The organism is Streptomyces flavochromogenes (genome assembly GCF_000717595.1).
In the GTDB taxonomy this organism is placed as follows: Bacteria; Actinomycetota; Actinomycetes; order Streptomycetales; family Streptomycetaceae; genus Streptomyces; species Streptomyces flavochromogenes.
Map to the genome: position 1 here is coordinate 1 of NZ_JNZO01000007.1, position 15,254 is coordinate 15,254.

Annotated in this window: 12 protein-coding genes and 1 riboswitch; of the genes, 11 read left to right on the forward strand and 1 reads right to left on the reverse strand. The window is 69.9% G+C overall.

Features of this window, described 5'->3' with window-relative positions; all coding sequences use genetic code 11:
- The first annotated feature begins 193 nt into the window (after window positions 1–193).
- From clsA to IF00_RS0109920, 10 genes are all read left to right on the forward strand, one after another.
- Complete coding sequence (gene clsA / locus IF00_RS0109875) at window positions 194–802, forward strand: cardiolipin synthase ClsA (RefSeq protein ID WP_030316448.1); 609 nt, start codon at window positions 194–196, stop codon at window positions 800–802.
- A 118-nt stretch (window positions 803–920) separates the two neighbouring features.
- A complete protein-coding gene (locus IF00_RS0109880) occupies window positions 921–3,416 on the forward strand; it encodes a mannose-1-phosphate guanyltransferase (RefSeq protein ID WP_030316451.1) in 2,496 nt (831 codons plus the stop codon).
- A 92-nt stretch (window positions 3,417–3,508) separates the two neighbouring features.
- On the forward strand, window positions 3,509–4,447 hold the full coding sequence (locus IF00_RS0109885) for a DUF881 domain-containing protein (RefSeq protein WP_209439744.1): 939 nt from the start codon (window positions 3,509–3,511) through the stop codon (window positions 4,445–4,447).
- Window positions 4,444–4,776 carry a small basic family protein gene (locus IF00_RS0109890; RefSeq protein WP_015032176.1) on the forward strand — a complete coding sequence of 111 codons (333 nt, stop codon included), beginning with the start codon at window positions 4,444–4,446 and terminating at the stop codon, window positions 4,774–4,776. Before IF00_RS0109885 ends, IF00_RS0109890 begins: the two co-directional genes overlap by 4 nt.
- A 5-nt stretch (window positions 4,777–4,781) precedes the next feature.
- The gene (locus IF00_RS0109895) at window positions 4,782–5,816 is read left to right on the forward strand and encodes a DUF881 domain-containing protein (protein WP_388307900.1); all 1,035 of its coding nucleotides are present in this window, start codon (window positions 4,782–4,784) and stop codon (window positions 5,814–5,816) included.
- A gap of 60 nt (window positions 5,817–5,876) precedes the next feature.
- Entirely contained in the window at window positions 5,877–6,839 is a 963-nt protein-coding gene (locus IF00_RS43505; protein ID WP_078944600.1) for an FHA domain-containing protein, read from the forward strand.
- 29 nt (window positions 6,840–6,868) lie between these two features.
- Window positions 6,869–7,612 carry a transcriptional regulator FtsR gene (ftsR, locus tag IF00_RS0109905; RefSeq protein ID WP_030316462.1) on the forward strand — a complete coding sequence of 248 codons (744 nt, stop codon included), beginning with the start codon at window positions 6,869–6,871 and terminating at the stop codon, window positions 7,610–7,612.
- A gap of 143 nt (window positions 7,613–7,755) precedes the next feature.
- Window positions 7,756–8,229 (forward strand): bifunctional nuclease family protein, encoded by a 474-nt coding sequence (locus IF00_RS0109910; RefSeq protein WP_015032172.1) that lies wholly within the window; start codon window positions 7,756–7,758, stop codon window positions 8,227–8,229.
- Between the two features lie 192 nt (window positions 8,230–8,421).
- The gene (locus IF00_RS0109915) at window positions 8,422–9,099 is read left to right on the forward strand and encodes a MerR family transcriptional regulator (protein ID WP_078944601.1); all 678 of its coding nucleotides are present in this window, start codon (window positions 8,422–8,424) and stop codon (window positions 9,097–9,099) included.
- A gap of 261 nt (window positions 9,100–9,360) precedes the next feature.
- Complete coding sequence (locus IF00_RS0109920) at window positions 9,361–10,755, forward strand: DNA polymerase IV (RefSeq protein ID WP_030316466.1); 1,395 nt, start codon at window positions 9,361–9,363, stop codon at window positions 10,753–10,755.
- 795 nt (window positions 10,756–11,550) lie between these two features.
- Here the strand turns inward: IF00_RS0109920 and IF00_RS0109925 are convergent.
- Window positions 11,551–11,907 carry a PRC-barrel domain-containing protein gene (locus IF00_RS0109925; protein ID WP_030316468.1) on the reverse strand — a complete coding sequence of 119 codons (357 nt, stop codon included), beginning with the start codon at window positions 11,905–11,907 and terminating at the stop codon, window positions 11,551–11,553.
- 113 nt (window positions 11,908–12,020) lie between these two features.
- Window positions 12,021–12,120: riboswitch (glycine riboswitch) on the forward strand.
- Window positions 12,121–12,297: 177 nt separating this feature from the next.
- Here IF00_RS0109925 and gcvP point away from each other — a divergent pair.
- Window positions 12,298–15,183, forward strand: coding sequence for an aminomethyl-transferring glycine dehydrogenase (gcvP, locus tag IF00_RS0109930; protein ID WP_030316470.1), 2,886 nt, complete (start codon window positions 12,298–12,300; stop codon window positions 15,181–15,183).
- Window positions 15,184–15,254 lie beyond the last annotated feature (71 nt).

A 15,254-nucleotide genomic window follows, 5' to 3' on the forward strand; every position in this document is an offset into this window, starting at 1 on the left:
GTACTGCAGGGGGGACCCTGTGGGAGAGTAGGACGCCGCCGAACAATTTTTAGCCTCAACCCCCGGACCATGTCCGGGGGTTGAGGCATTTTTGCGTTCCCGGCCCGGCGGGCGCCCCCTGTGCATCGGGGTGTTGTGGCTGCGGGTAAGGTCAGGGGGCATCGTCCGTACGTTCCCAGCAGGAGGCCCCCGGGTGGAGGTCCAGGAGACTCGCGTTCAGACCGACCGGGTCCTCACCATCCCCAACATTCTCAGCATGGCGCGTCTCGCCGGCGTGCCGCTGTTTCTGTGGTTGATTCTCCGTCCGGAGTTCGGTGGCCCCAACAGTGACGGCTGGGCGCTTCTCGTCCTGATGCTCAGCGGCGTCAGCGACTATCTCGACGGCAAACTGGCCCGGCGCTGGAACCAGATCAGCAACCTCGGCCGGCTGCTCGATCCTGCCGCCGACCGTCTGTACATCCTGTCCACCCTCGTGGGTCTCACCTGGCGCGAGATCCTGCCGTGGTGGCTGACTGCCGCCCTTCTGGCGCGCGAGGCCATGCTGCTGGTGATGGTGGCAATCCTCCGCCGGCACGGTTACCCGCCGCCGCAGGTGAACTTCCTCGGCAAAGCTGCGACTTTCAACTTGATGTACGCGTTCCCGTTGCTGCTTCTCAGTGACGGAACGGGCTGGCTTTCGTCACTCGCTGAAGTTTTCGGGTGGGCCTTCGCCGGATGGGGTACAACTCTGTATTGGTGGGCAGGGATCCTCTACGTGGTCCAGGTCCGTCGACTCGTGAAGGCGGATACCGCGGCCGATTGAGCCCGTCCGTCCTGTGCCGAGCAGCGTCGCCGGCAACAACGAGGACGTCCGAGGGCTACTGGGAACGGACAGGTGAAGTCGGCAGGACCGTCGTCTCTTCAAGGAGGACGCTTCCGACATGAAGGCCGTCGTGATGGCCGGTGGCGAAGGAACCCGACTTCGCCCCATGACCTCGAGCATGCCCAAGCCTCTATTGCCGGTGGTGAACCGGCCGATCATGGAGCACGTCCTACGACTGCTCAAGAGGCACGGTCTCAACGAGACCGTCGTCACCGTGCAGTTTCTCGCCTCCCTCGTCAGGAACTACTTCGGCGACGGCGAGGAGCTCGGGATGGAGCTCACGTATGCCAATGAGGAGAAGCCGCTCGGTACAGCGGGAAGTGTGAAGAACGCCGAGGAAGCGTTGAAGGACGACGCCTTCCTCGTGATCTCGGGGGACGCGCTCACCGACTTCGACCTCACGGATCTCATCGCCTTCCACAAGGAGAAGGGCGCCCTCGTCACGGTCTGTCTCACCCGAGTGCCGAATCCACTGGAATTCGGAATCACGATCGTCGACGAAGAGGGCAAGGTCGAGCGCTTCCTGGAGAAACCCACCTGGGGCCAGGTCTTCTCGGACACCGTGAACACGGGCATCTACGTGATGGAGCCCGAGGTCTTCGACTACGTCCAGGCAGACGTTTCGGTGGACTGGTCGGGTGATGTCTTTCCGCAGCTGATGAAGGAAGGCAAGCCGATCTACGGCTATGTCGCCGAGGGCTACTGGGAGGACGTGGGCACCCACGAGAGTTATGTGAAGGCCCAGGCCGACGTCCTTGAGGGCAAGGTCCAGGTCGACATCGACGGCTTCGAGATCTCGCCGGGTGTCTGGGTCGCCGAAGGTGCCGAGGTGCACCACGAGGCCGTCCTCCGGGGACCGCTCTTCATCGGTGACTACGCCAAGGTCGAGGCCGGCGCGGAGATCCGTGAACACACCGTCGTCGGCTCGAACGTCGTCGTGAAGAGCGGTGCCTTCCTGCACAAGGCCGTCGTCCACGACAACGTCTACATCGGGCAGCAGAGCAATCTGCGCGGCTGTGTGATCGGGAAGAACACCGACATCATGCGGGCCGCCCGGATCGAGGACGGAGCCGTTATCGGGGACGAGTGCCTGATCGGTGAGGAATCGATCGTGCAGGGCAACGTCCGGGTCTACCCGTTCAAGACGATCGAGGCCGGCGCCTTCGTCAACACCTCGGTCATCTGGGAGTCCCGTGGGCAGGCCCACCTCTTCGGGGCCCGAGGAGTCTCCGGCATCCTCAACGTGGAGATCACCCCCGAGCTGGCGGTCCGGCTGGCGGGGGCGTACGCCACGACCCTGAAGAAGGGCGCGACCGTCACCACGGCTCGTGACCACTCCCGGGGTGCGCGGGCGCTGAAGCGGGCCGTGATCTCGGCGCTGCAGGCCAGCGCCATCGACGTACGTGACCTGGAGAACGTACCGCTGCCGGTTGCACGGCAGCAGACCGCGCGGGGAAGCGCCGGCGGCATCATGGTGCGGACCTCGCCCGGAGTGCCCGACTCCGTGGACATCATGTTCTTCGACGAGCGTGGTGCCGACCTGTCCCAGGGCGGGCAGCGCAAGCTCGACCGGGTGTTCGCGCGGCAGGAGTACCGCCGTGCGTTCCCCGGAGAGATCGGTGACCTCTCCTTCCCGGCGAGCGTCTTCGACTCGTACACGGGCTCCCTGCTGCGGAACGTCGACACCTCCGGGGTCGCGGAGGCCGGACTGAAGGTCGTCGTGGACGCGTCCAACGGCAGCGCCGGGCTCGTGCTGCCCAGCCTCCTCGGGCGGCTCCAGGTCGACTCGCTGACGATCAACCCCGGGCTCGACGAGTCCAGACCCACGGAGTCGGTCGAGAGCCGGCGGGCCGGGCTCGTACGCCTCGGGGAGATCGTGGCCTCGGCGCGGGCCGCGTTCGGCGTGCGGTTCGACCCCGTCGGTGAGCGGCTCTCGCTCGTCGACGAGCGGGGCCGGATCATCGAGGACGACCGGGCGCTCCTGGTGATGCTGGACCTGGTGGCGGCCGAGCGGCGCTCGGGGCGGGTCGCGCTGCCGGTGACGACCACACGGATCGCCGAGCAGGTCGCCGCGTACCACGGCACGCAGGTGGAGTGGACGACCACCTCGCCGGACGACCTCACGAGGGTCGGGCGCGAGGAGTCGACGATCTTCGGCGGCGACGGGCGCGGCGGGTTCATCGTGCCCGAGTTCAGCAGCGTCTTCGACGGGGCCGCCGCCTTCGTGCGGCTCATCGGTCTCGTCGCGCGGACTCAGCTCACGCTGAGCCAGATCGACGCGCGGATCCCACGGGCGCATGTCCTCAAGAGGGACATCGCGACGCCGTGGGCCGTGAAGGGGCTCGTGATGCGCCGGGTGGTGGAGGCCGCGGGCAACCGCTCCGTGGACACCACCGACGGCGTGCGGGTGGTGGAGGCCGACGGGCGGTGGGTGATGGTGCTGCCCGACCCCGCCGAGGCCGTCACCCATCTGTGGGCCGAGGGACCCGACGACGCCTCCGCCCAGGCCCTGCTCGACGAATGGGCCGAAGTGGTCGACAGCGCAGGTAGCTGAGCGGACCGGACCGGCCGGCGGGGAGGCGCCCACGGGGTGCCTCCCCGCCTGCTGGAGGGGCCATTCGGCGGTAGGCCGCGCGACGTGCGACGATGTGCGGCATGTCGCAGCAGCCCCCCGTTCGGAGCACCGGATCACCGCCGCCGCGCCCGGACGCGTCCATGTCGCTGCTGAACAACGTGATAGACCACGCGCTCGACGACGGTTACGCGGAGGCGACCGCCCGACGCGCTGCCGAGGGTGGTGGGCTGCCCCGTAGCCTGCGGGCCAAGCTGGGGGTCGCCGCGGGCCTGGTGCTCGCCGCGGCTTTGGTGACCGTGGGCGCGGCCGAGGCGAGGATCTCCGCGCCCGTCGTCGCCAAGGAGCGGCAGGAACTGATCGATCGGATCGAGGCGGAGACGTCCTCGGCCGAGCAGCTTGAGCAGGACGTCGAGCGGATCCGGTCCGAGGTCGGCGAACGCCAGCGTCAGGCACTCCAGCAGCACGGCGGCGACCAGGCCGAGCTCGTGGGGCTGCTCTCGGGCGCGACGCCCGTGCACGGCCCCGGCGTGAAGCTCGTCGTCAACGACGCCAAGAACACCGAGACCGGGGGAGGCGGGCCGCGGGAGAGCAGCGGCTTCGCCGACACGGGCCGGGTACGCGACCGGGACATGCAGCGCGTCATCAACGGGCTCTGGGAGTCCGGCGCCGAGGCCGTCGCCATCAACGGGCAGCGGCTCACCTCGCTGTCCGCGATCCGGGCCGCGGGCGACGCCATACTGGTCGACAACAAGCCGCTGGTGCCGCCGTACACCATCCTCGCGATCGGGGACGGGCAGCGGCTGAGCACCGCGTTCCAGGACAGCGCCGACGGGCAGTATCTGCACGCGCTGGTGGAGAACTTCGGGATCAGGAGCGGGATCACGGTCGAGGGCGACGTACGCCTGCCGGCCGCGCCGAGCCTGACCGTACGTACCGCAGAGCCGAGGGGGGCCGGGGCGGCGACGCCGTCCGGTCGGGCCACGGCCGACACAGGGAAGGGCACATCGTGATCGCCGTACTGGGCCTGATCGTCGGAGTCGTGGTCGGACTGTTGGTCCGCCCCGAGGTTCCGGCGGTGGTCGAGCCCTATCTTCCGATCGCCGTGGTCGCCGCCCTCGACGCGGTCTTCGGCGGCCTCAGGGCCATGCTCGACGGGATCTTCGTCGACAAGGTCTTCGTGGTCTCGTTCCTCTCCAACGTGGTCGTGGCCGCCCTGATCGTCTTCCTCGGCGACAAGCTGGGCGTGGGCGCGCAGCTGTCGACCGGTGTGGTCGTCGTGCTGGGCATCCGTATCTTCTCCAACGCGGCCGCCATCCGGCGCCATGTCTTCCGGGCGTGAGGCCGATGAGCGAGAACCCGCAGAACCCCGAGAACCCCCGGAACTCTCAGAACCCTCAGAATTCCGAGAACCCCCAGGACTCCCGGAACCGCCAGGACTCCCAGGACTCCCAGGATTCGCAGGAGTCCCAGAACGAGCGGGAGCCCCGGCACTCCGAGAGCGAGCGGGAGCCCGGGAGCGTCGGGAAGGCGGAGGGCGTCGGCGAGCCCGCGCGTGGCGGTGCGGCAGGAGATCGCGAGGCGCCTTCGGATTCCGTCCATGACACGACCGCGGACCACGACGTCCGCGTACCCGTGCCGCCGGTCGCCCCCGCGACCGAGCCGAGCGGTCGGCGGCGGCTCGGCTCCGCGCTGTGGCCGCCTCGGGTGACCCGGGCCCAACTCGTCGTCGCGCTGCTGCTGTTCGTCCTCGGTCTCGGCCTGGCGATCCAGGTCTCCTCGACCAGTGACAACAGCGCCCTGCGTGGGGCGCGCCAGGAGGACCTGGTCCGGATCCTCGACGAGCTCGACGACCGTACGCAGCGCCTGGAGGACGAGAAGTCCCGCCTCGAGAAGCAGCGCATCGAGCTGGAGTCCAGCTCGGACCAGGCCGAAGAGGCGCGCAAGCAGACCCAGGAGAAGGAGCAGCAGCTCGGGATCCTGGCCGGCACCGTCGCGGCCGAGGGGCCCGGCATCACCCTGTCCGTCGGCGACCCGTCCGGGGCCGTCGAGTCGGACATGCTGCTCGACGCCATCCAGGAGCTGCGCGCCGCGGGCGCCGAGGCGATCCAGGTCAACGGTGTCCGGGTGGTCGCGGACAGTTATTTCACCGGTGGCGGTGATGACATGCGGATCGATGGAACGAAGGTGACCGCTCCGTACGTCTTCAAGGTCATCGGCAAGCCGGAGGATCTCGAGCCCGCGCTCAACATCCCCGGAGGTGTCGTGCAGACCCTGGAGAAGGAGCAGGCCACAGCCACGGTGGAGCGGTCGGCGAAGATCATCGTCGATGCCTTGCGACCCGCGAAGCGGCCTGACTACGCTCAGTCGTCCTCGCAGTGAGAGGGAGACAAGGGGGGTCCCGCGACAAGGGCACGTCGTTGCGGGGGGTCGGCGCACCACATCGGTGGTGCGTGGTGGAAACTGTCCGGAGGATACGGACGTTGTGAAGGTGTCCGGGTCGGCAGGTGTGATGGATCTCGGTTCGTCCTGCCCCACGGGCGGGTCTGTTTCGGTCAAGGGGAATCGCCCGTGAGTTTTTTTGCGAAGTTGTTCGGCAAGAGCGGACGCGAGGACGGCGGTAACGCCAAGCACCGCGCGTCGCGCCATGCCCAGAGCGAGGAGCAGGGCGGCGAACGCCCGCTCTTCCGCGATGAGGTCGGCGGCCAGGGTGGTGACGTTCCGGGCGCGTACGGCGCGTCGTCTGTTGACCCTGCCGGGGCTGCCCGCATAGGTTTCGGAGAACCATCAACCTCAAGTACGGGTGGAGGGTTTACCCCCGACCCGTACGCGACACAGACCTCGGCGGGGCAGCCGCGGCAGGAGGATGCGTCCATGCCGGTGTGTACGAGGTGCGGTCACCGCAACGCGGCAGACAGCCGTTTCTGCTCGCACTGCGGCACACCGCTGCGGGGCGGAGTCGCACCCGAGCGGGCTTCCGAGACGACGTCCACGATCTCCATCTCGGGCCTCGAGGCCTATGACGCGGAGGTCACGGGCCAGACCCAGCTGCCCTCGCTCTCTCCGGAGGCGCTGGCGGCCGTCGAGGCCCTGCCGTCCGGTTCCGCGCTCCTCGTGGTGCGTCGTGGGCCGAACTCCGGCAGCCGCTTCCTGCTCGACGGCGAGCTGACGACGGCCGGCCGTCACCCGCAGAGCGACATCTTCCTGGACGACTTCACGGTCTCCCGGCGCCATGTCGAGTTCCGGCGGGCCCAGGACGGCAGCTTCACCGTCGCCGACGTCGGCAGCCTCAACGGCACCTACGTCAACCGCGAGCCGATCGACTCGGTCGTTCTGTCCAACGGCGACGAGGTGCAGATCGGTAAGTACCGCCTGGTCTTCTACTCGAGCCAGCGGGGCATGTAGCGCCTCGGAGAAGCCTTCAGGGAAGGTCCATGCTGCGAACACCGACGGGCGGTGCCGGATCCGGCACCGCCACCGCGGGCGACCGGCTGGTGAGCATCGGTACGGTGCTGAACCAGCTGCGCGACGAATTTCCCGAAGTGACCATCTCCAAGATCCGGTTCCTGGAGGCCGAGGGGCTCGTGGAGCCCCGGCGTACGGCTTCCGGGTACCGGAAGTTCAGCCCGCAGGATGTCGAGCGGCTCGCTCAGATCCTGCGGATGCAGCGGGACCACTACCTTCCGCTGAAGGTCATCCGTGAGCACCTCGACGCCCTCGCCAGGGGAGAGCAGATCAAGCTCCCCGCCCCCGGGCGTCGGCGGGACCTGCTCGAAGGAGCATGGGAGCAGGACCCGGAGCCCCCCACGGCCACGCGGATCGGGCGGGCCGAACTGCTGGCCGCGGCCGAGGTCACCGAGGCGGATCTCCTCGCGTGGGAGTCGTACGGCCTGATCTCCGAGACGGACGGCGGCGGCTACGACCCCGAGACCGTGATCGTCGCGCGGCTCGTCGCGGATCTGGGGCGCTTCGGACTCGAACCCCGGCACCTGAGGGCCGTCAAGGCTGCCGCGGACCGCGAGGCCGGACTGATCGAGCAGGTCGTCGCGCCGCTGCGCCGGCACCGTAACCCGCAGACCAGAGCCCATGCGGAGGCCACCGCACAGGAGCTCGCCGCACAGTCGGTGCGGCTGCATGCCGCACTCGTTCAGACCGCGCTGGGCATTCGGCTGCAGTGAGCCCCTGAGGGCGTTCCCGGGCTGGTTCGTGCCGGGATCGTGCCCGGAATCGGCCGGGATCCGGCCGGGTTCGAGGTGTGCTGAGGGCGGGCTTGGGAGGGCCCGACTATCCAAACCGGTCGGGCACGTCCTAGGGTTGCTGTGTGAACGAGCTCGACGTTGTGGGTGTCCGGGTGGAAATGCCCTCCAACCAGCCGATCGTGCTCCTGCGTGAAGTGGGAGGCGATCGGTACCTCCCCATCTGGATCGGACCGGGTGAGGCGACCGCGATTGCCTTCGCCCAGCAGGGGATGGCCCCTCCGCGGCCGCTGACGCACGACCTGTTCAAGGACGTGCTGGAGGCCGTGGGACAGGAACTCACCGAAGTCCGCATCACGGATCTGCGTGACGGGGTCTTCTACGCCGAGCTGGTCTTCGCCAGCGGCGTCGAGGTGAGCGCGCGGCCTTCGGACGCGATAGCACTGGCCCTCCGGACCGGAACGCCGATCTACGGCAGTGACGGTGTGCTGGACGACGCCGGCATCGCGATTCCGGACGAGCAGGAGGACGAGGTGGAGAAGTTCCGCGAGTTCCTCGACCAAATCTCACCGGAGGATTTCGGGACCAACAGTCAGTGAGTCGAAGCGGCGCGGCCGCAGGCCGTTCGCGGGGTGCTGTCAGAGCATTCGAGTAGCCTTTCCCCGACGAGAGAGACGGGAAACCACTCTCAGGGTGATTATCACTCGGCGTGCCGAGTGTGGCGATCGTTGACGCACCCCGAGTGACTGCCTACCTTCGTGTGGGCAGGTCAAGGACGGAGGGTCGGCGTGATGAGCAGCGCGGACGGTACGGCAGGGAGCTCGCTCGGACGCGTGTCCGGAGAGAGCGGTCCGTATCCGCTTCACGGCAGTGTGGGCGACTTCGGTGCGGGCGCGGGTGCGGACGCCGGTGTGGGGGGTGGCGCGGCCGCGGGGCCCACGAGTGCGTCCGGTGCCGGTCCCGGCGTGGCGGGCGAGACGATCGGCTATCGCGGTCCCACGGCCTGTGCGGCGGCCGGGATCACCTATCGCCAGCTGGACTACTGGGCGCGTACGGGGCTCGTGGAGCCGAGCGTGCGCCCCGCGTACGGGTCGGGGACCCAGAGGCTCTACAGCTTCCGCGACGTCGTCGTGCTGAAGATCGTCAAGCGATTCCTCGACACGGGCGTCGCCCTCCAGAACATCCGGGCCGCGGTACAGCACCTGCGCGCGCGGGGCTTCCGTGACCTGGAGCGGATGACGCTCATGAGCGACGGGGCCACGGTGTACGAGTGCTCCTCGCCGGACGAGGTCGTCGACCTGCTCCAGGGCGGGCAGGGTGTCTTCGGCATCGCCGTCGGCGTGGTCTGGCGGGACGTCGAGGCGGCGCTCTCGCAGCTGCACGGGGAGCGGGTCGACACGGGCGAGACGCTCGTGGGGCACAACCCGGGGGACGAGTTGGCGCGGCGTCGGCGGGACAGGGCGGTCTGAGGGCGGGGCCTTCGCTTCGGCTCTCTGCTTCGGGGCTTCGCTTCGGGGCTTCGCCTTGAGGCTTCGCTTCGGGCTTTCGTCTTCGGGGCTTGGCCCTGGTCCTCGCTGTGGGGGCGTGCCTTGCGGTGCGACTGTGGCTTCGGCCTTCGCTTTGGTTTCGGGCTTGGGCCTGGTGGGTTGGCTGGGGCCCTGAGCTCTGCGCTCCGGCGCCGTGCGGTGTGGTGGGGCTCGTTGTCAGTGGTGTGAGGCAGCATCGGAAGTGTGAGAGCCGCGCCCACCATCCTGCATCTCGACATGGATGCCTTCTTCGCCGCCGCCGAGCAGGCGTCGAAGCCCAGCCTGCGCGGAAAGCCCGTGGTGGTCGGCGGCCTCGGCCCCCGAGGCGTGGTCGCCACAGCCTCGTACGAGGCGCGCCGCTTCGGAGTCCACTCGGCCATGCCCATGGGCCAGGCGCGGCGGCTCGCGCCGAACGCGGCCTACCTCGTACCGCGCTTCTCGTTCTACCGGTCGATCAGCGAGCAGGTGATGGAGCTGCTCGGACGGCTCTCCCCGCTCGTGGAGCCGCTCAGCCTCGACGAGGCCTTCGTGGACCTCGACGCCGGGGGCGTGGCCGACGACAGCGCGAGCGCGCGTGCGGCCGGTGAGCGGCTGCGGATCGACATCCTGGCGACCACGGGGCTCACCGGGTCCGTGGGGCTCGCCGGATCCAAGATGATCGCGAAGATCGCCTCCGAGGAGGCGAAGCCCGACGGCCTCGTGCTGATCGAACCCGGGACCGAGCGGGAGCTTCTCGCACCGCGTTCGGTGCGGATCCTGCCCGGTGTCGGGCCGGCCACCGGGGAGCACCTCCGGCGGGCCGGGATGACCACCGTGTCCGACCTCGCGGAAGCGGGCGAGGACGAGCTCGTACGGCTCCTGGGGCGGGCGCACGGGGCGTCGCTGTACCTGATGGCCCAGGGGTACGACGATCGGCCCGTGGTGGCCGAGCGGGACGCCAAGTCGGTCTCGGTCGAGGACACCTTCGACGTCGACCTGCACGACCGGGTGCGGATCAGGTTCGAGGTCGAACGGCTCGCGGAGCGGTGCGTGGGGAGGCTGCGGGCTTCCGGGCACTCCGGGCGGACCATCGTCCTGAAGGTGCGGCGCTTCGACTTCTCGACGCTCACGCGGTCCGAGACGCTCCGGGGGCCCACGGACGATCCGAGTGTGGTGCGGGAGGCGGCGGGACGGCTGCTCGAGGCGGTGGACACGACCGGGGGTGTGCGGCTGCTGGGGGTCGGGGTGAGCGGGCTCGCGGACTATACGCAGGAGGATCTGTTCGCTCAGGCGGAGGCGGAGAGCGCGGCGGCTTCGGGGGAGGGCGTTGCGGCTTCGGCGGAGAGAGCGGGGGGTGTTGCGGTTGCGGGTGCGCCCGTCGCGTCGGCTGTGGCTTCCGGTGAGCCTGAGGTCCATGAGGCCGTGGAACGGCGCTGGTCGCCCGGGCATGACGTGCGGCATGCCGAGTACGGCGCCGGGTGGGTGCAGGGGAGCGGGGTCGGGCGTGTGACGGTGCGGTTCGAGGAGCCGGGGTCGGTGCCGGGGCGGGTGCGGACCTTTGCGGTGGATGATCCGGAGCTTGAGCCGGGGGAGCCGTTGCCGTTGGTGGGGCGGGGGTGAGTGGCGGCGGCTCCCGCTGTGGGGCGGTGGCACCGCGGGTGGTGCGGGTGGGCTGCGGGGTGCGGGGTGCGGGGTGCGGGGTGCGCGGACTGCGGCGGGGCGTGGGTTCCCGCCCGCACCACCCGTGCGGGTCGGTGGGCAGAGGTGCGGGGGTTCCCTTGGGGGGTGTGGGGGTGTTGGCGGCTGCCGAGTGGGGTGGGGGAGTGCCCGGCCTGGCGGCCGGGCTCGTGTTCCCACCCGCACCACCCGTGCTGCTGAGCGGGCAGAGGTGCGGGCTTTCCCATGGGGTGGCAGCGCCGTTGGCGGCTGCGGCTGGCGGTGGTCGGCGCGTGGCGCTGGGGCCGGGTGTGCCCCGGCCTGGCTGCGGGCGGGGTGCTGGGCGGCCTCGCGGCCTGATCCCGGCGGGTGACCCGTCCGGCGGGGCTGGTGACACCCGGCCGGTGGCTTCCTGCCTGCGGGGCGCTGGTGGCCAGCGTGCCCTGAGCTGGTCGACTCCCGTTTCGCGGACGGCCTCCCGCCCGCCCGCGACCAGTGGCAGCGGGCCAGTGGGTTTTTCCGTCCTGCCGGGCGGCCTCCTCGCGTCGGCTGGTGGCCCCCTGCCGGTCGCGGGCCTTCTGCTCGGCCGTGGGTCAGCCGGTCCGCTCCCCGGGCTGTCGGGTGGCCTCCTGTGCGGCTGCGGCCTTGTGGACCCCCGTCCGGTGGTGGGCGGGGGTCTTCTGCTCGGTTGTGGGCCGGTGGCGACCGTCTGTGGTGGGTCGCCTCCGTCCGCGCGCGGTTCGGTGGGGCGTCTCCTGCCTACTGGCCTGCCAGGTGGCCGAAGTCCGTGTCCGTGGGGGGTGGCGGGAGGGCCAGGCTGTAGTGGCGGTAGAGCTGGAGCTCTTGTTCCGGGGAGAGATGGCGGCCCACGCCGAAGTCGGGGGCGTCCTTGATCAGGGCGCGTTCGTACGGGATGTGGAGGCCGTTGTCGATGAGCTCGCTCGGCTCCAGGGGGACGAAGGCGTCCCGGCTGAACAGGCCCGTGCGGACCGCTGCCCATTCCGGGATGCCGGTCGCGTCGTCCAGGTACACCTCGTCCACGGTTCCGATCTTGTGTCCGTTCCGGTCGTACGCCTTGCGGCCGATCAGGCTGCGCGGATCGATATCGGTCTGCACGGTCCCTCCAACTGGTCGCAACTGCTCTACACCCCTACGAAAGTGCACAACTGGGATGTCGGCCACTTGAGCGATGGAAGCCGCAACCGCGCTGGTAGGCTGGCTGTGGCTGTCGACCCTGTGCGGGAGAGTCCCCCGGAGAAACCTTCCGGTGGGCGCCGAAGGAGCAAATCCTCCCCGGAATCTCTCAGGCCCCTGTACCGCGCGGACGAGGTCACTCTGGAAAGCAGAGCGGTGTCCGACGGCATGCGCTCTCACCGACGGTGAAAGCCGGCGTGCCGTGAGGCGTGCCGGTGAAACTCTCAGGTTGAGATGACAGAGGGGGAGGCCGTCCGGGTACCCGCGCCGTGGTGCCCCTCGCAGGTCGTGACGACCAGGAGGCCTCCGTACATGACCGCCAACCGCATTCCGCTCTCCGAACTCGAACAGGGCATCCCGTTCGAGCAGCGGCACATCGGGCCCGACGCCGAGGCGCGCGCCAAGATGCTCGCCCAGGTCGGTTACGGCTCCCTCGACGAGCTCACGGCCGCCGCGGTGCCGGACGTCATCAAGAACACCGAGGCGCTGAGCCTGCCGGCCGCGCGCACGGAGGCCGAGGTGCTGGCCGAGCTGCGCACCCTCGCCGACCGCAACCAGGTCCTCGCGCCCATGATCGGTCTCGGCTACTACGGGACCTTCACGCCGCCGGTGATCCTCCGGAACGTGATGGAGAACCCCGCCTGGTACACGGCGTACACGCCGTACCAGCCGGAGATCTCGCAGGGACGCCTCGAGGCCCTGCTGAACTTCCAGACGGTCGTCGCCGACCTGACCGGGCTGCCCACCTCCGGCGCCTCGCTGCTCGACGAGGGCACCGCCGCCGCCGAGGCCATGTCGCTCGCCCGGCGCGTCGGCAAGGTCAAGAACGGTGTCTTCCTCGTCGACGCCGACGCCCTGCCGCAGACGATCGCCGTCATCGAGACCCGCGCCGAGCCGACCGGTGTCGAGGTCGTCGTCGCCGACCTGAGCGAGGGGATTCCCGCCGAGGTCGCCGAGCGTGGTGTCTTCGGTGTGCTCCTCCAGTACCCCGGTGCCTCCGGTGCCGTGCGGGACATCAAGCCGCTGATCGACGCCGCTCACGAGCTCGGTGCGATCGTCACCGTCGCCGCCGACCTGCTCGCGCTCACCCTGCTCACCTCGCCCGGTGAGCTCGGGGCCGACATCGCCGTCGGTACGACGCAGCGCTTCGGCGTTCCCATGGGCTTCGGCGGTCCCCACGCCGGTTACATGGCCGTCCAGGACAAGCACGCCCGTTCCCTGCCCGGCCGTCTCGTGGGTGTCTCCGTCGACGCCGACGGGAACCGCGCGTACCGCCTGGCCCTGCAGACCCGCGAGCAGCACATCCGCCGCGAGAAGGCCACCAGCAACATCTGTACCGCTCAGGTGCTGCTCGCCGTGATGGCCGGCATGTACGCCGTCTACCACGGTCCCGAGGGCCTCCAGGGCATCGCGCGCCGTACCCACCGGTACGCCGCGATCCTGGCCGCCGGCCTCACCGCCGGGAGCGTGGAGCTCACCCAGGGTGCCTTCTTCGACACCCTCACCGCCCGTGTGCCCGGCAAGGCCGACGAGGTCGTGGCCGCCGCCCGCGAGGCCGGTGTGAACCTCTACCGCGTCGACGCGGACCACGTGTCCATGTCGTGCGACGAGACCACCGGGCGCGCCCAGCTCGCCGCCGTGTGGGGTGCCTTCGGTGTGACCGCCGACGTCGAGGCCCTGGACGCCACCGCCGAGGACACGCTGCCCACCGGGCTGCTGCGCTCCGACGCGTACATGACCCACCCGGTCTTCCACGCGCACCGCTCCGAGACCTCGATGCTGCGCTACCTGCGCAAGCTCGCCGACCGCGACTACGCGCTCGACCGCGGCATGATCCCGCTCGGCTCCTGCACGATGAAGCTGAACGCGACGACCGAGATGGAGTCGGTGACCTGGCCCGAGTTCGGCCAGATGCACCCCTTCGCCCCGGTCGAGCAGGCGCAGGGCTACCTCACGCTCATCACCGAGCTGGAGGAGCGTCTCGCCGAGGTCACCGGCTACGACAAGGTGTCGATCCAGCCGAACGCCGGTTCGCAGGGCGAGCTGGCCGGTCTCCTCGCCGTCCGCGCGTACCACCGCGCCAACGGTGACGAGCAGCGCACCGTCTGCCTCATCCCGTCCTCCGCGCACGGCACCAACGCCGCCTCCGCGGTGATGGCCGGCATGAAGGTCGTCGTCGTCAAGACCGCGGACGACGGCGAGGTCGACGTCGCGGACCTGCGCGCCAAGATCGAGCAGTACCGCGACGAGCTGTCCGTGCTGATGATCACCTACCCGTCGACGCACGGCGTCTTCGAGGAGCACGTCGCCGACATCTGCGCCGAGGTCCACGAGGCCGGCGGCCAGGTGTACGTCGACGGTGCCAACCTCAACGCGCTCGTCGGTCTCGCCAAGCCGGGGCACTTCGGTGGCGACGTCTCGCACCTGAACCTGCACAAGACCTTCTGCATCCCGCACGGCGGTGGCGGCCCGGGTGTCGGCCCGGTCGGTGTGCGCGCGCACCTCGCCCCGTACCTGCCGAACCACCCGCTCCAGCCCGCCGCGGGCCCGGAGACCGGCGTGGGCCCGATCTCGGCCGCCCCGTGGGGCTCCGCGGGCATCCTGCCGATCTCGTGGTCGTACGTGCGCCTCATGGGCGGCGAGGGCCTCAAGCGCGCCACCCAGGTCGCCGTCCTCGCGGCGAACTACATCGCCAAGCGCCTCGAGCCGCACTTCCCGGTGCTCTACACCGGCCCGGCCGGTCTGGTCGCCCACGAGTGCATCGTGGACCTGCGCCCGCTGTCCAAGGCGACGGGCGTCACGGTCGACGACATCGCGAAGCGCCTGATCGACTACGGCTTCCACGCGCCGACGATGTCGTTCCCGGTGGCCGGCACGCTGATGATCGAGCCCACCGAGTCCGAGGACCTGGCCGAGCTCGACCGCTTCTGCGACACGATGATCGCGATCCGGGCCGAGATCGAGAAGGTCTCCTCGGGCCAGTGGCCCGCCGAGGACAACCCGCTGCGCAACGCCCCGCACACCGCGGCCGCGCTGGGCGGCGAGTGGAACCACGCGTACACGCGGGACGAGGCCGTCTTCCCGGCCGGTGTCTCGGCCGCCGACAAGTACTGGCCGCCGGTGCGACGCATCGACGGTGCCTTCGGCGACCGGAACCTGGTCTGCTCCTGCCCGCCGCTGGACGAGTACGACAACTGAGCGTGACGTCGGCCGCGTACGACGGTCGAGCGTGAAATCGAGGGCCGGTTCGGAGGATGTCTCCGGGCCGG